Source organism: Aeromonas sp. DNP9 (assembly GCF_001728955.1).
Taxonomy (GTDB): Bacteria; Pseudomonadota; Gammaproteobacteria; order Enterobacterales; family Aeromonadaceae; genus Aeromonas; species Aeromonas veronii.
The window spans coordinates 43,904-66,838 of sequence record NZ_LYSQ01000001.1 but is presented as its reverse complement, the minus strand read 5'-3'; the positions used below and the strand labels follow the sequence as shown (position 1 = coordinate 66,838).

Here is a 22,935-nt window from a genome sequence, read left to right as displayed (position 1 = left end):
AGCATAATGCAGACCATTCTCATTTAGATTCGTCATGAGAAGCGTCAATAATAAAACCAATGGTGAGAAGGAACATGAGAAAAACCGTACTGGTTCAGGCGATCGCCTGCGCACTGATCAGCGGCGCCGCACACGCTGCCGTCAAAGTCGAAGACAAGACATTCAATACCGCCGCCAACATGCTGGCCTATACCGAATTCGAGCTCTCCGGTGAACCGCTGGCCGAAGCGCTGGGGCTGGATCTGGATGTGCTGGATGCCAACCGTGCCGATGAGCCGACCCCGTTCGACTTCGCTGCCGGTATCGAATCCTACGAATACTCCGAAGAGGCGATGTACGCCCTCAACTACCAATCCGGCATGGGTCCGCATCTGGTGAACGGGCCGCAAAACCTGACCCGTGGTGGCACCATGGCCTCTCTGGGGCAACGGGTACTGGCCATGGCCGATGCCGTTGGCTTCCCGGCTGATGAAGTGCCGCAGGGCATGTATCCCCTCTCCCTGCCCTACGCCTCCGCCAATCCGGAGTTTGCCAAGGCCGTCAACGCCACCCCGGTCAATGGCGACCAGATCACCATCAAGACCGCCAAAGGGACCGAGAAAACCGTCAAGACCCAGGTACCCGCCTACTTCCGTGACTACAGCACCCTGCGCTGGAGCGGCAGCGACAACCTGCTGGTGCCCGCTGCGGTGGGCGGTATCCTGCTCAAAGAGGTGATGTGGTCGCAAGACTTCCTCGGCGGCATGCACGTGGCCGAGACCGATGAAGAGGTAGAAGCCGCCTCCGCCACCATGGATCAGGATGGCAAGCACAAGCTGGGCGTCTCTGCCGCCGATGGCTTCAACGGCATGATGCTGACTGAGCAGTCCATCGACAAGCTGGCCATCATGCAAAACCAGCTCGGCTTCGATGGCAAGCAACTGGGCGCCAAGATCACCCCGCAGTACGATCCGGCCAAAGGCATTGTCTACTTCCCCCATCAGGTGAAAGTGACCGAAACCAGCAATAACGATGCCGGTGCCATCGGCAAGCTGGAGGTAGTGGATGGCTCCGCCCAGCTGCGCGATGCCTGGATGATGCTGTGGCCACTCTCCGAGTTCTATGCCTTCAGCGATCAGCGCAGCGCCAACACCAACCAGAACCCGGCCTTCCACGCCGTGTTTGACGGTGCGCCGTTTGCCGCCGCACCGGCTGCCAACAAGACCAATGACCTGGGCAAAGCGGTTGCGGGCAGCGATGCCTTCTCGCTGGCGATCAATCTCTCAAACCTCACCTTCAAGAACCTGGCAGCCCTGCACTTTGATGCCAAGGCTGGTACCCTGGTCGACAGCTGGCAGGCAGGCAAACAGGGCAAGCACGTCACCACCTTTGACGCCGCTTACGCACTGGTCGCTCTGCAGATCTTCCAGCGCGCTCAGGACGCGCTGCCGGTCGGTTACGCCGCCGGTGACAATGGCGAGCTGAACCTCAAGACCAAGCAGGGTCAGCAAGCGCTTGAGCTTATCCGTAAACAGGCCGACTTCATCCTTGCCAATCTCAAGGGGAACAACGGGCTGGTACACGATGGTCTGACACTGGGTGGCAAGGTAGACAAGGCGCAATCCGTTGATGCCCAGTTTGCCGCTATCCGCGGCCTGACCGCGGCGTTCCTCGCAACTTCCGATGCCAAGTACCGCACCGCCGCGCGCGAGCTGTTTATCGCCGCTGACAAGGCCTATTTCAGTGCGAAAGCGGGTACCTGGCTGGCTGGCAAACAGGGCGAGTACACTCCCTGGACCCAGGCTGCCATCTCCGGCGCCCTGCGCTCTGCCATGCTGAACCTGCGCAACGAAGGGGCCGAGAAGGCGCCCGAGCTGGAGCTGGCCAAGCTGACCGGTCAGTACGTCAGCTGGTTCCGTGGCACCGTCAACGGTGGCATGCAGATGGCCGAGTGGATCGGTGACTCCGGCGAGAACATCATCGAAGGTGCCGGCAGCGACACCGATGAAGATGGCGTACCGCAAGTGACCGCTGCCGGTGGCAAGCACGGCACCGCCATGGTGATGGCTGCTAAAGCAGTGGTTAGCGAGTAATCCTCGCCATTCACCAGCATGAAAAAGGGAGCCAAATTGGCTCCCTTTGCATTACAGCGTCTGACACAGTTTCAAGGGCCTTCCTCAAACCAGCTTGTCCAGCATCTCCTTGGTCACCAGTACAATCCCCTGCTCGGAGCGGTAGAAGCGGCGGCTATCCTCATCGGCATTCTCGCCCACCACCAGCCCATCGGGCAGCACACATCCCTTGTCCACCACCACACGGCGCAGACGGCAACCGGCGCCAATCTCGACCCCGGGGAAGATGATGGCCTGATCCAGGGTGCAGAAGGAGTGCACCCGCACATTGGTAAAGAGCACCGAGTTAAGCACGAACGACCCGCTGACGATGGTACCGCCCGAAAACATGGAGTTGATGGTCATGCCATGCTGACCATTGCGATCCTGCACGAACTTGGCCGGTGGCGTCAGGGTCTGGCTGGTCCAGATGGGCCAGTTCTGATCGTAGATGTCGAGTTCGGGCAACACGGAGGCGAGATCCATGTTCGCTTCCCAGAAGGAGTCCAGCGTACCTACATCACGCCAGTAGGGCTTTTGCCCCTCACGCGCCCCGACACAGGACATGTTGAAGGGGTGAGCAAATGCCATCCCCTCCTCCACGATGCGGGGGATCACATCCATCCCGAAGTCGTGTTTGGAGTCCTGATTATGAATATCCTCCTCCAGCAACTGGTAGAGGTACTCCGCCTCGAAGATATAGATCCCCATGGAGGCCAGCGAGCGATCTTCACAACCCGGCATGGCGGGCGGATTGGCCGGTTTTTCGACGAAGGCGCGGATCTTGCGCTGCTCGTCGATATCCATGATCCCGAAGGCGGATGCCTCGGCCCGCGGCACCTCGATACAGGCGACCGTCACCTTGGCGCCAAGGCGTACATGGTCGAGCAGCATGGCGGCGTAATCCATCTTGTAGATGTGATCCCCCGCCAGCACCACCAGGTATTTGGGACCATAGTCACGGATGATATCGACGTTCTGATAGATGGCATCGGCGGTGCCGCGATACCAGTGCACCTCGTCCACCCGTTGCTGGGCAGGGAGCAGGTCGATGAATTCGTTCATCTGGTAACGCAGGAAGGACCAGCCCGATTGCAGGTGACGCAGCAGGCTGTGAGATTTGTATTGGGTGACTACACCAACGCGGCGGATCCCCGAGTTGATACAGTTGGAGAGCACAAAATCAATGATCCGGAATTTGCCACCGAAATGGACGGCAGGCTTGGCACGGTTGTCAGTCAACTGCTTCAGGCGACTACCACGTCCACCCGCCAGCACCAGTGCCATACTCTGGTTCAATAATTGTCGTGCTTTGGCACTATTTTCGGGCTCTAACAACATGATTTACCTCTGCCTTGTTTGATCTATTTTCAACTCATCTTCGCCTGTTTCGGCACCTGTGAAAGTGGTTTCACTCACATTTAACCGATCTCAATTGACCCTTTTCACCGAGTTGCGAGGAATAGCATGCTTTGCTCCGCCAGCTTGGTTAAAATTCCCCCACAAAGCAGCCACTTCAAGGATGACAAGATGGTTCACAAGCTCGGACGTACCCTCTTTCTGATCGCCACCATAGTGACCATACCCCTGCTGCTCCTGCAAGCAGTTTGGTTGGCCCTTCAGAGCACACCGCTCACATTGGCCATTATTCTGGCCACCACACTGCTTGGCATGATCCTGCTGTTGATGCTGGCCATCCGCACCATGGATGGCATGCTCCAGCATCAGGAGCTCACCTGGGTCAAGGCGATCAGAGGGAGGGATCCCTCACAACTCGATGAGCCGGCCTCTCAGGAGGTGCTGCAACAGCTGCTGGAGCAGTTCGAAAGCGCCGAGCAGAGCGCCCATCGCCAGCTGACCGAGCTCAACAACCTGGCCACCACCGACGAGCTGACCCAGCTTCTCAACCGCCACGCATTTCGCCGCGACATGACCGAGCTGCTGCAACGGGATCAGGACACTCAGACCGCGACCCTGGTGCTGATCCGTGCCACCGAGCTTGGCAAGATCAACGCCCAGCGCGGCTTCCAGTCTGGTGATGCCTACATCAAGGACATGGCCGCCCTCATCAAGCGGGTGGTAAGCCGTTTCCCGGGCAATCAGGTCTACCGCATTTCGGGGGCTGATTTCGCCGTGCTGGTGCAACCGGTGGCCAATATTCCTCCCCATCTGCTGGGGCAGGATTTGAAGGTGGCCTTCGATCACTATCAGGATCAGCATGAGCTGGAGAGTACCGGTTACTCTGGGCTGACCAAGCTCAGCAGCGGCCAGAAAATCGAAGCTGTGCTGGCCAGAGCGGATCTGGCGCTGGCTCGCGCCCAGACAGAAACCATCAACGGCTGGGCCATCCAGCAAGATGACAGCGCCTCCGAGCTGCAGGGGCAACACCACTGGCGCGACGTGCTGACCGAAGTGCTGGCACAGGAGCGCCTCAGCTTTACCTACCAGCCGATCCAGCCCCTGCACCGCAGCATGCTGGCCTACAACGAGATCTACACCCGCTTCAGCGGCAATGACGGCACCGCCCTGCCCACCGACACCCTGTTTGCCATGGCCCAGCGCCTGGATATGGTGATGCGGCTGGAGCAGTTGGTCATTACCCATATCATGCGCCAATACCGGGCCTTTGGTGCCAACCAGAGTCGCTGGGGTATCAACCTCTCCCCCAACCTGCTGCAAAACAGCGCCTTCCTGATCTGGCTTGACCGCCAGCTGCTCAAGGATCCCAATACCAGCGCCAATCTGGTGTTCGAACTGGATGAAGAGCATCTGGAGCGCAACCTGACCGGCGCCAAGCGGGTGTTTGAACTGCTGCGCCGCAACGGCAGCCGCTCGGCGATCGCCAATTTCGGCAAAGGGATCGGCTCCTTTACCCTGTTTCGCGAGCTCAAGCCCGACTACATCAAGCTGGACCCTGCCCTGATCACCGGACTGGAGCAGGATCAGACCAACCAGCAGTTCGTGCGGATGATCGTCGATGTATCACATCGGATGGGGTGTCAGGTGATTGCAGAGGGGGTAGAACAGCTTGGCCAGAAACAGCTGCTGCAGGGGATGTACGTCGATGGCTTGCAGGGCTATCTGATCGCCCGGCCGCAACCGCTGCGACCGGATATCAGCCAGCTGGGGCTCTTTACTGAGGATGCTTCAGCTTCAAAAGGGTCAGAATGATGTCATTGAGCTGGCGATAGCGTTCCAGCTCTTTCTGATCGTAACGGGTCGCCAGTGTGGTGGGGTTGTGGCGGTTCTTGAGGTAACGGTTGATTTGCAGGCGATTGAACCCCGCCACCTGATAGACCTGGCCAAGCAGGGAATTGAGTTCATCGTGCTCCAGACCGGCTCTGGCCAGATAGTCCCCATCGGCGGGACTCTCGGTCTGGTGACTCCACTTGCCAATGCGACCGCTCTCTTGCAGATAGCTGAGCCACTGCTCGATATAGAGCGGTTTGCACCCCGCCAACAGGTTGAAAAAGCCCACCGCATCGCAACGACAACCGCTCAGGAGCACGACCGCCAGCTGATCATCATCGCACTGGAAGGTCACTGGTCCGGCTTGCGCCCAATCCAGCGCCTGCACCCGAATGCTGGCCTTCTCACCCGCAGCTCCCGTTACGTCGAATACAAACATGGCGCTCCTCCCTTGGCAAAAGGTTGATGATGGACCATCCCCCTGACAGGTGCAAAGGCAAATCGGCTTTTAACTCATCAATCGGGCCATTCGACCATAAAAAAGACCGGCACCCTCACGGATGCCGGTCTTTGTCCCGATGGCCTGTGCGTTCAGGCCATCAATGGAGGCGCTTTCAGGCGTCCAGTTCAACCAGTGCCTTGGCCAGCTCGATGGGTTCGAGCTCCTGACCTTCCAGATCGGCGTTCCAGTTCGGGCCAACCAGCACATCGTCTTCATCCAGATCGTTGATCCAGATATCGAGAAACTCTTCCAGATCGATCACTTCCGGCTCGTAATCGGCCCACTCGTCAACACAGTGCAGACGAGCGTCCTCTTCGGCAGACCAGAGCGGCATCACGTCGGCATCTTCAAATTCGGCGGAGCGGCAGACGACCCAGTCTTCCCCATAGCGCAGACCCCACACCTGACCCGACTCGCGGACTTGTTCGATAAACAGTTGGAAATTGGCGTCAAGGTTGTCGTTAAGCATGCTCATGGGATTCTCTCTTTCTTTCGGGTGCTGCGGCATTGTCGGGCGACAATACGATTGCCAAATGGTGTCGTAAAAGTGACATGGACTCAAGCATATTGGGGTTATTCCGGGAAAAAAGCCGGGATAACCCCCATTTGCCTGCAAAAACGCCTCCCGATGGAGGCGTCTTGCAGATTCAGGAGATCAACGCTCCCAGTAAACCTCTTCCAGGCTGTCCTCTTTCTCCGGCAAACCGCGGGAGAGACGTGGGCTGCTCTGGGCCAACACCTCGTAGCTGACGCGGTTGGCGTATTTGCACACCTGGGCCAGTGAGGAGTAGGTCAGGAACTCGGAGATGTGCTTGGCGGAGTTGGGCACATTCATCCGGTGATAGGAGTTGGCCACCATGTCGTGCAGCACGGCGGAAAGGGCGCCATCCCCTGCCCCGTTGGTGTTCTTGATCTTCTCCGGGCCACCCATGTACGGGGAGATGTGGGAGTAGATGCGGGCCGGTTTACGGCACTTGGCACGGGCCATTGGGCGGCTGAACTCATACATGTTGAACTCGGGGATAACGCCCGGCAACAGGGTATGAGTGGTCTCGCGCTTGTAGTCCTCGTCGGTGTAGCTCGCCATGTAAAGGCCGATGGGGCCAGCAGTACAGAGCACCATGTCGGCCCAATCCAGCGCCTTGTCGGCAGCACCGAGCGGATCAGCGATACCGGTCAGGGCTTCACCTTCGTCTTCGTTCATCGCCAGTACAGTCACGTTCTCGGCAATGAAGTCGCGCCACCACTGGGGGTTTTCGTCGATGACGAAACGGGTGCCCAGGGTCAGCACCACGGGAATACCGGCCTCACGGGCATAACGCACCGCGGTCATGGCCGCCTCTTTCATCGGGTCACCATCGTCACCACGCACCAGATAGGCGGTGATCACCAGGGCAGACGCCCCCTTGATCACATCCTCCGGAATGTGCTGCACATCCAGCTGGTTCATCTTGCCGGCGTTGATGCCGAAGCTGCGCTCGCCGCACTCGGTGATGAAGGTGAAGCAACGGCCGATGGGTCCATCAACCGGCTGCAGATAGTCCAGATTGACACGGGAAGAGGTGTTGCACAGATAACGGTAGGCGTAGCAGCCGATGCGAATGTCCTGACTCATCACACCCAGCAGGATGGAGTGGGAGTCGGCCAGCACCGAGTAGTTGTGTACCGTGTTGCCAATGGTGCCACCGGCAAACTCGCTCACCACCATGTTGTTGGCCTTGAGCTCGTCATAAATGCGTTCTGCCACGTCGTCGTTGATGACGACGGAGTGCCCCTTGCTCAGACCATAACGGGTCAGAAAGTCTTCATCCACATGGGCTTCAATATCAACCAAGGTCTGGTCAATCCCGACGACGTAGGCTTTGCCCAGCTCGGTTAACAGGGGATTTTGCGGAACCAGGGGATCGCGTCTGTCGACAGGGAAGTAGTGTTTGGACTTGCGCTGACCGGGAAATTTCATGGCAATGTTCTGTGCTCTGGGGGAAAGAGGGGCGGGATTTTAACACAATCCGCCACCCCGAAAAGTCGCCCTGTTTAAATAATGGAGTCAGTATAGACAAGGCTCGCAAGGAAAAACGTTTGCCTTTTCACCATAAAAAAACCACCCAACCCAGGGTGGTTCCCTAGCATAAAAAAGCGCCTGTTTTCAAGCGGCCGCCATGCCCTGCAACAGTGCCAGTACCGAGAAGAGGCCGAGGGCGAGCCAGAACAGCAAGGTGCCCAGAAAACGGGGCACATTGGGGGCTTTGGGGATCTGGATGCCAATGGCATGCAGGATGCGGCCAACCAGTAGCATGGCACCACCGGCATGCAGCCAGAGCACACCGGCACCGGAGAACTCGCACAGCGCCATCAGCAGCAGGGTCAGCGGCACATACTCGGCAAAATTGCCGTGGGCCCGGATCGCCGCCAGCAGTTCGGGGGCCTCCCCCTGCCCTATCATCACCCCGAACTGGGCGCGGCGTTTGACCACCCAGAAGGAGAGCCCCAGAAACAGCAGCCCAAGCAGGCCTGCGTAGATCAGCGTGATATGTACCATGACTCGACTCCTTGTTTGACTGACGGCCGGTCACTCATGCCAATTCGCGGCAGATGAGCGAGACCATCATCCGGATATGGGCCTGATCGCTGTTGAGGGCCGGAATATATTCAAACCGCTCGCCACCGCCCTCCATGAAGATCTCCCGATTCTGTACCTGAATTTCCTCAAGGGTTTCGAGGCAGTCGGCCGCAAAGGCGGGGCAGATCACATCGAGTCGCTTGATGCCTCGGGCAGGCATGCCGCCCACCGTCTCATCGGTATAGGGCTTGAGCCACTCCTCCTTGCCAAAGCGCGACTGGAAACTGGCGGTCCACTGCCCCGCCTCCAGCCCGAGCGCATCGGCCAACAGAGATGCGGTATGGCGGCACTGATGACCGTAGGGATCGCCCTCCTGCTCGTAGCGCTCGGGAATGCCGTGGAACGACATCAGCAGGTGATCACCCTGACCGTGCAGCTCCCAGTGACGGCGCACGCTCATGGTCAGCGCCTGAATGTATTCGGGATGGGCGTGATAATCACGAATGAGCCGTACCACCGGCAGATTGCGTTCTCTCTTCATCGCCTTGCCCCAGGCATCGAAGACCGAGGCGGTGGTACTGACCGAATATTGCGGATAGAGCGGCAACAGGATCACCCGGTTGACCCCTTTGGCCTTGAGCGCCTGCCAGCCATCATTCACTGACGGGGAACCATAGGTCATCGCCAGCTCCACCGGCACCTCGACCCCCTCCCGCTTGAGCTCCTGCTCCAGTGCGGCGCGCTGCTGCTTGCTTATCACCATCAGCGGCGAGCCCTGCTCGGTCCACACCTGCTGATAGAGCTTGGCCACTTTGGGAGAGCGCGTCGGCAAGATGATGAAGTGGAGCAGCGGGCACCAGAGGTAACGGGGCAGGTCCACCACACGGGGATCGTGCAGGAACTGGCTGAGGAACGCTTTGACGGCAGCGGTGGTCGGTGCGGCTGGGGTACCCAGATTGACCAGCAATATTCCGGTTTTCGTGGTCACGTTGGCTTCCTGTCTATCTGTCATTATGCAAAAAGGGCCCGACAGGGCCCTTCTCTTTATTTATCTGATGGCACGGGAAACAGTGCCGGCAGCAAAGATCAGCCCAGAATGGTGGCAAGCTGCTTGCTGACCAGATCAACCGGCTGGGTGCCGTCGATCTTGACGTAACGGGTGTGGCCCGCTTCCGCCTCTTTGCCGTAGAAACCGATCAGCGGCGCGGTCTGCTGATGATATACATCCAGACGCTTGCGTACAGTGGTCTCTTCGTCGTCGGCGCGGATCACCAGATCTTCACCGGTCACGTCATCCTTGCCTTCCACTTTCGGCGGGTTGAACACCACGTGGTAGGTACGGCCGGAGCCGGAGTGAACGCGACGGCCGCTCATGCGCTTGACGATCTCTTCGTCCGGCACATCGAACTCCAGCACGAAATCAACCACGACACCGGCGTCCTTCATGGCTTGCGCCTGGGGAATGGTGCGCGGGAAACCGTCCAACAGGAAGCCTTTGGCGCAGTCCGGCTGAGCGATGCGCTCTTTGACCAGACCGATGATGATGTCGTCAGAGACCAGCTGACCTGCGTCCATCACAGCTTTGGCTTTCAGACCGAGCTCGGTGCCCGCTTTGATCGCCGCACGCAGCATGTCGCCGGTGGAGATCTGGGGAATACCGTGTTTTTCCATGATGAACTGAGCCTGGGTACCTTTGCCGGCGCCCGGAGCCCCCAACAGAACAATGCGCATACACGCTCCTATTGATTGGTTATTCAAATCTTGCGAAGGCAAAAAAGTACACGGTTTCGCCCGTTTCTACAAGGGTGAGCCACCTGAATGAGCACTTTATCACCACAATAACCGGCTGATCGAACAGGATTTCATCGCAAGGGGAAGACGCAAAAATAGCCAGGGATTCAGCATAGAGCGCCAAAAGCAGGAAGGACGCACGACAGAAAAAAAGATCCCGGCTCAGGGCCGGGAATTGCGCTCAAAAGTAACTACTTGTCGCTCGTAGTAGGAACAGGGCAATAGTAGTTTGCCCCCAGTGCGTCAACAACTGTCAGATGTGACAGGCAGGCCGCTATGGAACCGGAACTGCGGATCCGGCGAGCAGATTAGCTCGGCTTCCAGCTTGCCAAAGAAGGCCACCCGCTCGCTGATATCCTCCCCTGCGTACTGTTCGGCCAGCATGAGGTAATCCTGATAGTGACGCGCTTCGGAGCGCAGCAAGGAGACGTAGAAGCGACTCAGCTCTTCATCCAGATGGGGCGCCAGTTTGGCAAAGCGCTCGCAGGAGCGGGCCTCGATGTAGGCGCCGATGATCATCTTGTCGACTATGGTGGCCGGTTCATGGGTGCGCACATGCTGCATCAACTGGCGGGCATAGCGGGAGGCCGTCACCGGCCCGTATTCGATGCCGCGAGCCTGCATGATCTCCAGCACCTGCTCGAAGTGATGCAGCTCCTCCTGAATGAGCCGCACCATGGGAAACAGCAGCGGATTGCGCTCCAGCTCGGCAAAGACGGTGCGATCAGACTCCCCCATGCTGCGTTTGCCCAGGATCTCGGCCTTCTCCGGAATGGCATCCAGCTCGCGATAGAACTCCAGCTTGGGCAGCAGATGGCGCTTGCCCTTGGGCAGGCAGTAGCGGCGCACCAGACTGTGGGCGGTGAGCGCGGCCTTGGTCTCGCAGTTGGCGTGATCGATAAGCAGGGTCGGCAAACGGGCCGGATCCCGCGCCATCTCCACCCACTCATCCGGGGTCTCGCACTGCAAAAACTGGCGCACTGGGGCTAGCAGATCATCCATCTGAACTCTCGTCTCTTAAAAGCGTATCGGTCATATATGTTGCCGCCTATGCTAGCGGATCCCGCTGGCCATGCCCATATCCGGCAAGATAAACGGATGTTTTTCAAACAGATATCTCCTCCCCCTTCTGCCCGTGTTAGGTAGAAACGACTATGGGGGCCAAAGGCCCCCATCTCGCTATCCCATCCGGCAAAACCGCAAACGTTTAACTGCCTTCGTTAAAAATTTCCAGATTGCTGGTGCCTTCCTGCCACTCACGCACCGCTTTGGTGTCATCGTTGCGCAGGGCGTTGAGGTGATCCAGATAGGACTGGTCCACGTCGGAGGTGACGTAGTGGCCATTGAAGACCGAGGTCTCGAAGTGACGCAGATCCGGGTTGATCTCCCGCACAGCGGCTTCCAGATCTTCCAGATCCTGGAAAATCAGACCGTCAGCGCCAATCAGCTTGCACACTTCTTCCACTTCGCGGCCGTGGGCGATCAGCTCGTTGGCGGTGGGCATATCGATGCCATAAACGTTGGGGAAACGAATTTCCGGCGCCGCCGAGGCGAAGTAGACCTTGGCGGCTCCTGCTTCACGGGCCATCTGGATGATCTGCTCGGAGGTGGTACCACGCACGATGGAATCGTCCACCAGCAACACCTTCTTGCCCTTGAATTCGGAGCTGATGGCGTTGAGTTTGCGACGCACCGACTTCTTGCGCTGGGTCTGGCCCGGCATGATGAAGGTACGACCGATGTAGCGGTTCTTCACGAAGCCCTGACGGTATGGCAGATCCAAGGTATGGGCGATCTCCAGCGCCACGTCACAGGAGGTCTCGGGGATGGGGATAACCACATCGACGTCGAGATCTTCCCACTCACGGGCAATCTTCTGACCCAGCTTGCGACCCATGTTGAGGCGGGCGGCGTAGACCGAGACCTTGTCGATGCACGAATCGGGACGAGCGAAGTAGACGTATTCGAAGATGCAGGAGCTCATCTGCGGATTCTCCGCACACTGCTCGGAGAAGAGCTGGCCCTGCTCGGTGATGTAGATGGCTTCACCCGGCGCAATATCCCGCACAGTCTCGAAACCGATGGCATCGAGCGCCACGCTCTCGGAGGCGAGCATGTACTCCACCTGGCCCTGCTCGTCCTGACGACGACCGAGGATCAGCGGGCGAATGCCGTTGGGATCGCGAAAACCGATGAGACCATGGCCAATCACCAGCGAGACCACCGCATAAGCACCGCGGATCTGCTGATGGGTTCTACGCACCGCGGCGAAGATATCTTCGGGACGCAGGGCCATCTTGTCACAGCGATCCAGCTCGTGGGCCAGCACGTTCAGCAACACTTCCGAATCGGAGGTGGTGTTGATGTGACGACGGGCGACCTTGAACTGCTGCTCCTTGAGCTCCTTGGCGTTGGTGAGGTTGCCGTTATGGGCCAGCACCATGCCGTAGGGCGAGTTCACATAAAAAGGTTGGGCTTCAGCGGCACTTGAGCTGCCTGCAGTGGGGTATCTGACATGACCTATGCCGATGTTCCCTTGCAGACGCTGCATGTGGCGCACTTCAAACACGTCCTTCACCAGGCCATTGGCCTTGCGTTGCCGGAAGTTTCCACTATCAATGGTCACGATCCCGGCGGCATCCTGTCCCCTGTGCTGCAACACCGTCAAGGCGTCGTAGAGGGCCTGATTGACGGGGGTGGTGCCAACTATACCGACAATACCACACATGTCTTTGCTACCTCGAAGTCACTATACCTGTTTAAGAAAACTGGATGAGTTCAACATGAACCCGAAAAACCACTGGATCACCGGCTTGAACTCCGGCACCAGCTTGGACGCCACCCACCAGTCGCTCTGGGAGAGGCTGGTGAAGGTATCCATGAAAAAAAGCAGGGCACTGACGATCAGCACCCCGCGAATTGCACCGAAGCAGACCCCCAGCACCCGATCGGTACCGGAGAGACCCGTCTTGTCCACCAACAGGCCCACCACATAGTTGACCACGCTGCCGAGGATCAGGGTCGCCACAAACAGCGCCGCGATGGCCAGACCGTTGCGAACCAGCGCGTCGGAGAAGGAGGTGAAATAGACGGCGAGATCGGGATAGAAATGGCTGGCAATAAAGAAGGCGACGAACCAGGTGACAAGAGACATGGCCTCCTTGACGAAGCCGCGCACCAGGCTGATGAGAGCAGAGAAACCGACGATGCCGATGATGGCGTAATCAATCCAGACCATAGAAAAAGATGTCCTGCGAAATTGCGGCGCAGTCTAACAAAAACGATTGCGCATTGCTTGATAAAAATGTGTTAACTGTTCAAAGCGACGCCGAAAAGCCGCATTTTTTCAGCACTAAAACGGTTGATCGGCGCCAGAATGCACAACGCCATGGCAATGCCATGGCGTTGTGGTCAGCGGCGTGAGCTTACCCGATGTGGGTCAGGCCACCCATGTAGGATTGCAACGCAGCCGGGATGGCGATGCGGCCATCTTCCTGCTGGTAGTTCTCCATCACGGCAACCAGGGTACGACCCACCGCCAGACCGGAGCCGTTCAGGGTGTGCAGCAGCTGCGGCTTGCCGTCGATGCGCACGCGAGCCTGCATACGGCGCGCCTGGAAGTCGGTGCAGTTGGAGACAGAGGAGATCTCGCGATAGGTGTTCTGGGCCGGCAGCCACACTTCCAGATCGTAGGTCTTGGAAGCGCAGAAGCCCATGTCACCAGTAGAGAGCGCCATCACGCGATACGGCAGCTCCAGCAGTTGCAGCACCTTCTCGGCGTGACCCACCATCTCCTCCAGCGCATCCCAGGATTTCTCCGGGTGAACCAGCTGAACCATTTCAACCTTGTCGAACTGGTGCATACGGATGAGGCCACGGGTATCACGACCGTAGGAACCGGCTTCAGAGCGGAAGCAGGGGCTGTGGGCGGTCATCTTGATCGGCAGCTCTTGCGCGTCAAAGATCTCGTCACGGGCCATGTTGGTGAGCGGCACTTCGGAGGTCGGGATCAGGGAGAACTTGCGTACCTTGCCCTCTTCTTCCCCTTCACCTTCGATACCGGTATTGAACAGGTCCTGAGCAAATTTCGGCAACTGACCGGTGCCATAGAGGCTGTCCGGGTTCACCAGATAGGGCACGTAGCACTCGGTGTAACCGTGCTGCTGGGTGTGCAGATCCAGCATGAACTGAGCCAGGGCACGGTGCAGACGGGCAATCTGACCCTTCATCACCACAAAACGGGTACCGGAGAGTTTGACGCCATTCTTGAAGTCAACGCCCTTGGCCGCTTCGCCCAGGTCGATGTGATCGCGTACCGGGAAGCTGAATTCACGCGGGGTACCCCAGCGGCGCACTTCCACGTTGTCGTTCTCGTCACGGCCCACCGGTGTGGTCTCGCTCGGCAGGTTGGGGATGGCGTCGGCAATGGCTTTCAGCTGGGCCAGCAGGGCATCCAGCTCGACCTTGCTGGTTTCCAGCTCGTCGTTGATTTTGGTCACTTCGGCCTTGAGCGGGGCAACATCTTCACCACGACGGGCAGCTTCACCGATGGATTTGGAGCGGGCGTTGCGCTCGGCCTGCAGCTCCTGGGTACGGGACTGCAGATCCTTGCGTTTCTCTTCCAGAGCGTTGACAGCCGCTACGTCCAGAACGTAGCCACGTGTCGCCAGACGAGCGGCAGCCTCTTCGATATCGCTGCGCAGATATTTGGGATCCAGCATGGTTTACCTACTTTTTTAAAATGGGATCTGGGCCTGAGTCGTCATGACGGGCTGGGAAACAGATCCGGAAGTTAACATCGGTTGGCGCACCCCAATCGTCTTCAGAATCGGGCCTCAACTATCAGGCCTTCGAGATCAAGAAGATGGCGCAAGGCCAAGACAAACGGGGTCAGACGGGCAGTGTAGCAGACCGCCCCCCCGCCCGAACAGGGACTATTTGTGTCGTTTTTACCGACTTTGGCACGCAAACCGTCCTGCATATTCAAACGTCTGACCAATTTTCAGCCATGCGGGGTAACAAAGGGGCTATTTGCCCCGTTGCTGCGGACTTTGCCTGTCCAGTTCATGGAGGTAATCGAGCTTCTGGCCAATCTGCTTTTCAAGGCCACGATCGGTGGGCTGGTAGTACTGCTTGCCGGCAAGCTCGGGCGGGAAATACTGCTCGCCCGCAGCATAGGCGCCCGGCTCGTCATGGGCGTAGCGATACTCGGCGCCATAGCCCAGATCGCTCATCAGCTTGGTCGGAGCATTGCGCAGGTGTACCGGCACCTCAAAGTCAGGGAGGTTTTTGGCATCATTAAGCGCCGCCTTCCAGGCGGTGTAGACCGCATTGCTTTTCGGGGCGCAGGCGAGATAGACGATCGCCTGGGCGATGGCCCGCTCCCCTTCCGCCGGCCCGATCCGATGGAAGCAATCCCAGGCTGACAGGGCGACCTGCATGGCACGGGGATCGGCATTGCCCACATCTTCCGAGGCAATCGCCAGCAAGCGGCGGGCAATATAGAGAGGATCGCAACCGGCACTCACCATGCGGGCGTACCAATAGAGCGCCGCATCCGGCGCCGAGCCGCGAATGGATTTGTGCACCGCGGAGATGAGGTCGTAGAAGTGATCGCCCCCCTTGTCGAAGCGGGCCACGTGCTCCCCCACCACGGCAGCGAGCAGGCCACTGTCGATCACCCGCGCCCCTTTGCTGTCGGTTTCGGCCATGTCGGCCAACAGCTCCAGATAGTTGAGGGATTTGCGCCCGTCCCCATCCACCGCCTTGGCCAGCGCCTCTTTGACGCCGGGGGCGAAGGTGAGTGCCGGATCATTGAGACCACGGGGATCAGTCATCGCCTGATCGAGCATGGCGAGAATATCGCTCTCCTCCAGCCGCTTGAGCAGATAGACCCGGGCCCGGGAGAGCAGTGCGTTGTTGAGTTCGAACGAGGGGTTTTCGGTGGTGGCACCGATAAAGGTGATGGTGCCATCTTCGATGTGAGGCAGGAACACATCCTGCTGGCTCTTGTTGAAGCGGTGCACCTCATCCACAAACAGAATGGTGCGAACCCCGCGCCAGCTGTTCTCCTTGGCCTTGTCGATGGCGGCGCGGATCTCCTTGATGCCGGAGGTGACCGCCGAGAGTCGCTCGACCTCGGCCTGGCAGTAGTGGGCCATCAGTTCGGCCAGCGTGGTCTTGCCGGTGCCGGGAGGCCCCCACAGGATCATGGAGTGGCAGTGGCCAGCCAGGATCGCTTTGCGCAGGGGCTTGTCAGGCCCCAGGATATGTTGCTGACCTATGTACTGCTCGAGGGTTTGCGGCCGCATCCGGGCCGCCAACGGACGAAAGTCCGACGAGAAATCCAGCGACAAGTTACTCATCTGTATTGACCACCCAGCGTCACGCCACACACCTTTGACTGGCGCAGTGGCGAGCAATCCAACGACCGCTTGCTCATTAGCGCTGGTCGTCCAGCTCGACCCCCTTCGGGATCTTGAAAACAAATTCGTTGCCCTTGAGCACCGGCTTGCGGTTGAAGCTGCTCAGGGTGAATTCACTCCACTGCCCTTGCGCCTCTTTCACATCGAAACGACTGATGTTGTCTTGTCTGTCGAAGGTGACACGGAAGGAGGCGATCAGCTCATCCTTGTTACGGCTGGTGACGGTGTAGACATCCCCCTCCTGAGTCACGTCATAGTTCTTCCAGAACTTGTCGTCATTGCCAGCGATCAGAATAAAGGGGGTGTTGAGCACCGCATCTTTCAGCTTGAGGGCAGTGACCTGCTCGACGAAGGGATCATAGACCCAGACATCCTGACCATCTGCCACGATCAGGCTCTCGTCCGGCGAGGTAGTGTGCCAGTTGAAACGGTTTGGCCGCTGCACTAGCAGGTCGCCGCTAGCCTTTTGCAGCTCCTTGCCCTTGCTGTCATAGACGGTCTGGGCAAATTTGGCGGAGAAGAGGCTGACACCCGCCAGCTTCTGTTTGAGATCGCTGGCCGCATCGGCCCACACCTGGCTGCTGGCCATCAGCAGCACGGTACCCATCAACAGTTGTTTTTTCATCACGCTCTTCATAAAGACGCTCTCGATAAAAGGCCACGCCCGCGGAGGGCATGGCCAGGGATAGTATGAAACGGTGAGGCTTAGTCCCGCACCGGCGGCGGTGCCAGCACGTCGCGCTGACCATTGCCACCCGGTGAGCTGACGATGCCCTGATTCTCCATCTGCTCGATTAGACGGGCTGCCCGGTTGTAACCAATCTTGAACTTGCGCTGGACGCTGGAAGTCGAGCCACGGCGGGACTCCACCACAAAAGCGACCGCTTCGTCGAATAGGGGGTCGAGCTCTTCATCGCCACCACCGCCATATTCGCCGCTGCCACCTTCGCCACCCGACTCACCGGAGAGGATCTCTTCGATGTAGTTCGGCTCGCCGCGCAGTTTCCAATCCGCCACCACCTTGTGCACTTCGTGATCATCGACGAACGCACCGTGTACCCGGGTCGGGTTGGAGGTACCGGCCGGCATATATAGCATGTCGCCCATGCCGAGCAGGGATTCGGCGCCGCCCTGATCGATGATGGTGCGCGAGTCGATCTTGCTCGACACCTGGAACGAAATACGGGTCGGGATGTTGGCCTTGATAAGACCGGTGATGACATCCACCGACGGACGCTGGGTCGCCAGAATGAGGTGAATACCGGCGGCCCGCGCCTTCTGGGCGATACGGGCGATCAGCTCTTCCACCTTCTTGCCGACGATCATCATCATGTCGGCAAATTCGTCCACCACCACCACGATGTGGGGCAGCTTCTCCAGCTCCGGCGGCATCTGGTCCATGGAGTCACCCGGGCGCCACAACGGATCCAGCAGGGGTTCCCCCTCCTCGATGGCAGCCAGTACCTTGTCGTTGTAGCCCTTGAGGTTGCGCACCCCGACCGCCGACATCAGCTTGTAACGGCGTTCCATCTCGCCCACGCACCAGCGCAGGGCGTTGGCGGCGTCCTTCATGTCGGTCACCACCTCGGTCAGCAGGTGCGGGATCCCTTCGTAGACGGAGAGTTCCAGCATCTTGGGGTCGATCATGATAAAGCGCAGATCATCGGGGGATGACTTGTAGAGCATCGAGATGATCATGGTGTTGACCCCTACCGACTTACCGGAACCTGTGGTACCGGCCACCAGCAGGTGCGGCATCTTGGCCAGGTTCACCACCACCGGCTCGCCGGCGATGTCCTGACCCAGGCCCATGGTGAGCGGGTTGCGGCTATCGCGGAAAGCATCGCAGTCGAGGGTTTCACGCAGGTAAACGGTCTGGCGCACCCGGTTGGGCAGCTCGATACCGACATAGGTTTTACCCGGGATCACTTCCACCACCCGCACGCTGCTGGCAGAGAGGGAACGTGCTAGGTCGCGCGAGAGGTTGGTGATCTTGCTCGCCTTCATGCCCGGCGCCAGATCCAGTTCAAAACGGGTAATGACCGGACCCGGATAGACACCCACCACCTTGGCCTGCACGTTGTAGTCGGCAAGTTTGGCCTCCACCAGACGACCCATGCGATCCAGCTCATCCTTGCTCATCATCTGAGTCTTGGCTGGCGGTCTGTCCAGCAGTTCGATACTCGGTAACGGCGGCATTGTTGACTGCGGACGACGCTTGGGCTTGGTCGGTGCGACTGCAACAGGTACGGCGACCTCGTCGTCCCCTTCGGCCCAGGGCAGATCCAGATCGTCCTCATCATCGTCATCGGCCACAGCCAGTACCGGCTGGCGGCGACCATTGGCGGCCGCCACCGCACGTTTAGGCTTGGCAGCCGGAGCCGGCTCGTCCTCTTCATCATCAAACTGTGGGTCGAACTCGAAGGTATCGTCGTCGAGTTCCGGCAGCCACTCTTCGGCGGCAGCCTTCTGATTCTTGGCCTTGGGCTTGCGCGTCCAACTGGTGTGTGGCTCATCTTCCTCATCATCAAACGCGATGGCCCCTACCCCGCCTTCCAGCAAGGGATCCGGCCCCTCGTTGCGGGGTTGACGCCAGCCACCGGTCAGCCAGCGGCCGAGGGTGGTCGGGAAGTGGTAAACAGCGCTGACCGAACCGGTACAGGCCGCGCCGATCTGCTCGACGATGGTGAGCCAGGACCAGCCGGTAAACAGGGTGATGCCGGTTGCCACGAAGCAGAGCAGCATCAGGTTGGCCCCGACGCCGCCAAACAGCGGCACCACTGCAGAAGCGATCACATCCCCCACCAGACCACCGGCGGAGAAGTTCTGCATATCGTTGAAGTTCATGCTGGCAATGGCCGACATGCCGAGCACGGTCAGGATAAAGCCGATGATCCGCACCCCCAGGGTGAGGTAATCCACATCAAGCAGACGGCTCGGACGCCAGAACAGACTCCAGCCCAGCAGTACCACCAGCGGCGGCACCAGATAGGAGAAGGCACCAAAGGTAAACATGGTGATGTCGGCGAGCCAGGCACCGGCACTACCGGCGAGGTTCTTCACCTCCCCTTGCCAGGAGGTCTGGGACCAGCCGGGATCAGCGGGATGATAGGACAACAGGGCAAGCAGAAGATAAGCAGCCATCAGGGTGATGGCGATCAAGACGGCTTCGAAGATCCGTTGTGTACCTGATAAAGGAGTAAACAGCTTTTTATCGGCCAAACTCCGGCTCCTTTCTGAAAACATGTAATGCAGGAAATAAGGGGGCCTAGTATCCCCGAAAAGCCCATCGATTGTCAGCCAGAGCCTGATGGGACGGGGCCATATTTGCAATTATCTTTACAAGAAGAAACGAGCGGACCGGCCGCTCGTTTCTGACTGTCATGGTGTCTCATATGGAGAAGATACCACGGCATAACCTGCTTTATCGGGTGCTGATCACCAGACGACTGCTCTGCTTGACCTCTTCCATCACCACGTAGGTGCGGGTGTCATTGACACCGGGCAGACGCAGCAGGGTTTCCCCCAACAGACGGCGGTAAGCCGACATGTCGCTGACTCGGGTCTTGAGCAGATAGTCGAAGTCACCGGAAACCAGATGACACTCCTGGATCTCTTCGAGCACCTGAACAGCCTTGTTGAACTGTTCAAACACATCAGGCGCCCCGCGATTGAGGGTTATCTCTACAAACACCAGCAGAGATGCGTCCAGATAATGAGGGTTCAGAATAGCGGCATATCCTTCGATATAACCTTGTCGCTCGAGGCGACGAACCCGTTCCAGACACGGTGTAGGACTCAGGCCAACTCGCTTGGACAACTCAACATTCGAAATCCTGCCATCCTTTTGCAGTTCATTAAGAATGTTGCGGTCAATCCTGTCCAAATCCTTTAGCCGACTCTTAGCTTCCATCATTTTATTCCATCCTTTGGCTATTTTTTGGTAAGAATCACCAGTCATTTTATAATTATGGTCACAAATCCTGTCAATACCTGAATATACTAGGCGCAAATGTTGGTTAACATTTTGGCAACATGAAACACCAATCTATAGACGAGGGATAGCATGATTATCGGTGTACCTAAAGAGATAAAAAACCATGAATACCGCGTAGGCATGGTTCCGGCCAGTGTACGTGAACTGACAGCACGAAACCATACTGTTTTCGTCCAAAGCGGTGCCGGAAACGGCATTGGCTTCAGCGATGCAGATTATATCGCTGTTGGAGCCGAAATTTTGGCCTCTGCAGCAGAGGTTTTCGCCAAAGCCGAGATGATCGTCAAGGTCAAGGAACCTCAGCCTGTCGAATGTGCCATGCTGCGCCCGGGTCAGACCCTGTTCACCTATCTGCATCTGGCGCCAGACTTGCCCCAGACCGAAGCCCTGCTGAAAAGCGGCGCCATCTGTATCGCCTACGAGACCGTCACCGACGGCCGTGGCGGTCTGCCCCTGCTGGCCCCCATGTCGGAAGTCGCGGGTCGCATGTCCATTCAGGCGGGTGCCCAGGCGCTTGAAAAATCGCGCGGCGGTAGCGGCATGCTGCTCGGCGGCGTACCCGGTGTCGAACCGGCCAAGGTGGTGATCATCGGTGGTGGCGTGGTTGGCTCCAATGCAGCCCGCATGGCCATCGGCATGCGCGCCGACGTGACCATCCTCGACAACAACGTCGATACCCTGCGCCGTCTTGATAACGAGTTCCAGGGAGCGGCCAAGGTGGTCTACTCCAACAGCGAGACGCTGGAGCGTCATCTGCTGGCGGCCGATCTGGTCATCGGCGGTGTGCTGGTACCGGGTGCCACTGCGCCAAAACTTGTCCGCCGTGACCACATTGCGCGCATGAAGCCGGGTTCTGCCATTGTCGATGTGGCTATCGATCAGGGCGGCTGTGTGGAAACCTCCCACGCCACCACCCATGAAGATCCGACCTATATTGTCGATGAGGTGGTGCACTACTGTGTCGCCAACATGCCGGGGGCGGTGGCCCGCACCTCGACCGTGGCGCTCAACAATGCCACCCTCCCCTTTATCATCAAGCTGGCCCAGCAAGGGTATCGTCAGGCACTGCTGAACGATCCCAACCTGCTGCACGGGCTCAACGTGATGGAGGGCAAACTCACCTGCAAGGAAGTGGCCGTGGCGCATGGCCTTGCCTACACGGATCCCCTGACCCTGCTGAACTGATCTGCGCTGGCCTGCGCCAGTTGGAGATGAGTGAAAATCCGCCCGCGATGGGCGGTTTTTTTATTCCTCTATTTTGCATGTCACCCCTTGTGAACACGATTAGTGCAATCGACTCACCAGCCTTTGACCCCGGATCACGAATTACCTACAATCGCGCAAACTCATCACATCCCGGAAATGACATCATGAGCCAAGTCACTCACAGCAAATTGCTGATCTTAGGGTCAGGCCCGGCCGGTTACACCGCGGCCGTCTATGCCGCCCGCGCCAACCTCAATCCCCTGCTCATCACCGGCATGCAGCAAGGGGGTCAGCTGACCACCACCACCGAAGTGGAAAACTGGCCAGGTGATCCGGAAGGCCTGACCGGCCCGGCCCTGATGGAGCGCATGAAAGAGCATGCAGAGAAGTTCGATACCCGCATCCTGTTTGATCACATCAACAGTGTCGAACTGACTCAGCGCCCGTTCCGCCTCAAAGGGGACAACGGCGAATACACCTGCGATGCCCTGATCATCGCGACCGGTGCCTCCGCCAAGTATCTGGGTCTGCCCTCCGAAGAGGCCTTCAAGGGGCGCGGCGTCTCCGCCTGTGCCACCTGTGACGGTTTCTTCTACCGCAATCAGGAAGTGGCCGTGATCGGTGGCGGCAACACCGCAGTTGAAGAAGCCTTGTATCTGGCCAACATCGCCAAGAAGGTGCACCTGATCCACCGCCGCGACGAATTCCGTGCCGAGAAGATCCTGATCAAGCGTCTGCACGACAAGGTCGCGAGCGGCAACATCGTGCTGCACACCCACCAGACCCTGGACGAAGTGCTGGGTGATCAGATGGGGGTCACCGGTGTGCGCCTGCGCAACACTCAGGACAACAGCACCAGCGAGCTGCCGCTGATGGGCGTATTCATCGCCATCGGCCACCAGCCCAATACCCAGATCTTCGATGGCCAGCTGGAGATGCAAAACGGCTATCTGAAGGTACGTGGCGGCCTCGACGGTTTTGCCACCCAGACCAGCATTGAAGGAGTCTTCGCTGCCGGCGACGTGGCCGACCACAACTACCGTCAGGCGATCACCTCTGCCGGTACCGGCTGCATGGCAGCCCTCGATGCCGAACGCTACCTCGACGCGCAATAAACAAGCGTAGTTGTGATATAAGGCATACCAGTCGGTATGCCTTTTTTATTTAAAGGAGTC

The 22,935-nt window shown here is 58.6% G+C and carries 20 protein-coding genes; 5 read left to right on the top strand and 15 right to left on the bottom strand.

The genetic code is table 11. The features are described from left to right. Positions 1 to 74 precede the first annotated feature (74 nt). The gene (locus A9G06_RS00300) at positions 75 to 2,072 is read left to right on the top strand and encodes a hypothetical protein (RefSeq protein WP_069553888.1); all 1,998 of its coding nucleotides are present in this window, start codon (positions 75 to 77) and stop codon (positions 2,070 to 2,072) included. Positions 2,073 to 2,156: 84 nt separating this feature from the next. Here A9G06_RS00300 and glgC read toward each other — a convergent pair whose 3' ends face one another. Continuing rightward, the gene (gene glgC / locus A9G06_RS00295) at positions 2,157 to 3,431 is read right to left on the bottom strand and encodes a glucose-1-phosphate adenylyltransferase (RefSeq protein ID WP_005337070.1); all 1,275 of its coding nucleotides are present in this window, start codon (positions 3,429 to 3,431) and stop codon (positions 2,157 to 2,159) included. 189 nt (positions 3,432 to 3,620) lie between these two features. Between glgC and A9G06_RS00290 the strand changes: the two genes are divergently transcribed. After that, the gene (locus tag A9G06_RS00290) at positions 3,621 to 5,261 is read left to right on the top strand and encodes an EAL domain-containing protein (protein WP_069553887.1); all 1,641 of its coding nucleotides are present in this window, start codon (positions 3,621 to 3,623) and stop codon (positions 5,259 to 5,261) included. Here the strand turns inward: A9G06_RS00290 and A9G06_RS00285 are convergent. From A9G06_RS00285 to A9G06_RS00245, 9 genes are all read right to left on the bottom strand, one after another. Continuing rightward, positions 5,224 to 5,718 (bottom strand): hypothetical protein, encoded by a 495-nt coding sequence (locus A9G06_RS00285; RefSeq protein WP_069553886.1) that lies wholly within the window; start codon positions 5,716 to 5,718, stop codon positions 5,224 to 5,226. The two genes, A9G06_RS00290 and A9G06_RS00285, sit on opposite strands and share 38 nt — an antisense overlap. A gap of 175 nt (positions 5,719 to 5,893) precedes the next feature. After that, positions 5,894 to 6,256, bottom strand: coding sequence for a DUF2750 domain-containing protein (locus A9G06_RS00280; RefSeq protein ID WP_005337077.1), 363 nt, complete (start codon positions 6,254 to 6,256; stop codon positions 5,894 to 5,896). 180 nt (positions 6,257 to 6,436) lie between these two features. Beyond that, complete coding sequence (locus A9G06_RS00275) at positions 6,437 to 7,741, bottom strand: inosine/guanosine kinase (RefSeq protein WP_005337079.1); 1,305 nt, start codon at positions 7,739 to 7,741, stop codon at positions 6,437 to 6,439. A 186-nt stretch (positions 7,742 to 7,927) separates the two neighbouring features. Beyond that, the gene (locus tag A9G06_RS00270; protein WP_069553885.1) at positions 7,928 to 8,320 is read right to left on the bottom strand and encodes an MAPEG family protein; all 393 of its coding nucleotides are present in this window, start codon (positions 8,318 to 8,320) and stop codon (positions 7,928 to 7,930) included. 34 nt (positions 8,321 to 8,354) lie between these two features. Continuing rightward, the gene (gene hemH, locus A9G06_RS00265; RefSeq protein WP_069553884.1) at positions 8,355 to 9,329 is read right to left on the bottom strand and encodes a ferrochelatase; all 975 of its coding nucleotides are present in this window, start codon (positions 9,327 to 9,329) and stop codon (positions 8,355 to 8,357) included. A gap of 98 nt (positions 9,330 to 9,427) precedes the next feature. Next, entirely contained in the window at positions 9,428 to 10,072 is a 645-nt protein-coding gene (gene adk, locus A9G06_RS00260) for an adenylate kinase (RefSeq protein ID WP_005337083.1), read from the bottom strand. A gap of 303 nt (positions 10,073 to 10,375) precedes the next feature. After that, on the bottom strand, positions 10,376 to 11,134 hold the full coding sequence (locus A9G06_RS00255) for a tRNA isopentenyl-2-thiomethyl-A-37 hydroxylase MiaE (RefSeq protein WP_069553883.1): 759 nt from the start codon (positions 11,132 to 11,134) through the stop codon (positions 10,376 to 10,378). Positions 11,135 to 11,339: 205 nt separating this feature from the next. Beyond that, positions 11,340 to 12,860: an amidophosphoribosyltransferase gene (purF, locus tag A9G06_RS00250; protein WP_005351229.1), complete on the bottom strand. Its 1,521-nt coding sequence runs from the start codon at positions 12,858 to 12,860 to the stop codon at positions 11,340 to 11,342. 21 nt (positions 12,861 to 12,881) lie between these two features. After that, complete coding sequence (locus tag A9G06_RS00245; RefSeq protein ID WP_005337086.1) at positions 12,882 to 13,370, bottom strand: CvpA family protein; 489 nt, start codon at positions 13,368 to 13,370, stop codon at positions 12,882 to 12,884. A gap of 8 nt (positions 13,371 to 13,378) precedes the next feature. Here A9G06_RS00245 and A9G06_RS22220 point away from each other — a divergent pair, with 8 nt between their 5' ends. Beyond that, a complete protein-coding gene (locus tag A9G06_RS22220; RefSeq protein WP_155395816.1) occupies positions 13,379 to 13,555 on the top strand; it encodes a hypothetical protein in 177 nt (58 codons plus the stop codon). A gap of 2 nt (positions 13,556 to 13,557) precedes the next feature. On the opposite strand, the gene serS is transcribed toward A9G06_RS22220, so the two are convergent. From serS to lrp, 5 genes are all read right to left on the bottom strand, one after another. Further along, the gene (gene serS, locus A9G06_RS00240) at positions 13,558 to 14,853 is read right to left on the bottom strand and encodes a serine--tRNA ligase (RefSeq protein ID WP_005337087.1); all 1,296 of its coding nucleotides are present in this window, start codon (positions 14,851 to 14,853) and stop codon (positions 13,558 to 13,560) included. 306 nt (positions 14,854 to 15,159) lie between these two features. Continuing rightward, complete coding sequence (locus A9G06_RS00235) at positions 15,160 to 16,497, bottom strand: replication-associated recombination protein A (RefSeq protein WP_069553882.1); 1,338 nt, start codon at positions 16,495 to 16,497, stop codon at positions 15,160 to 15,162. A gap of 76 nt (positions 16,498 to 16,573) precedes the next feature. Further along, positions 16,574 to 17,182, bottom strand: coding sequence for an outer membrane lipoprotein chaperone LolA (gene lolA / locus A9G06_RS00230; RefSeq protein WP_041236057.1), 609 nt, complete (start codon positions 17,180 to 17,182; stop codon positions 16,574 to 16,576). 80 nt (positions 17,183 to 17,262) lie between these two features. Then, positions 17,263 to 19,779 carry a DNA translocase FtsK gene (locus tag A9G06_RS00225; protein ID WP_069553881.1) on the bottom strand — a complete coding sequence of 839 codons (2,517 nt, stop codon included), beginning with the start codon at positions 19,777 to 19,779 and terminating at the stop codon, positions 17,263 to 17,265. A 202-nt stretch (positions 19,780 to 19,981) separates the two neighbouring features. Then, the gene (gene lrp, locus A9G06_RS00220; RefSeq protein WP_005300047.1) at positions 19,982 to 20,473 is read right to left on the bottom strand and encodes a leucine-responsive transcriptional regulator Lrp; all 492 of its coding nucleotides are present in this window, start codon (positions 20,471 to 20,473) and stop codon (positions 19,982 to 19,984) included. 150 nt (positions 20,474 to 20,623) lie between these two features. Between lrp and ald the strand changes: the two genes are divergently transcribed. Continuing rightward, complete coding sequence (gene ald / locus A9G06_RS00215) at positions 20,624 to 21,739, top strand: alanine dehydrogenase (RefSeq protein ID WP_069553880.1); 1,116 nt, start codon at positions 20,624 to 20,626, stop codon at positions 21,737 to 21,739. Positions 21,740 to 21,924: 185 nt separating this feature from the next. Then, positions 21,925 to 22,875 (top strand): thioredoxin-disulfide reductase, encoded by a 951-nt coding sequence (trxB, locus tag A9G06_RS00210; protein WP_019445530.1) that lies wholly within the window; start codon positions 21,925 to 21,927, stop codon positions 22,873 to 22,875. The last annotated feature ends 60 nt before the right edge of the window (positions 22,876 to 22,935 follow it).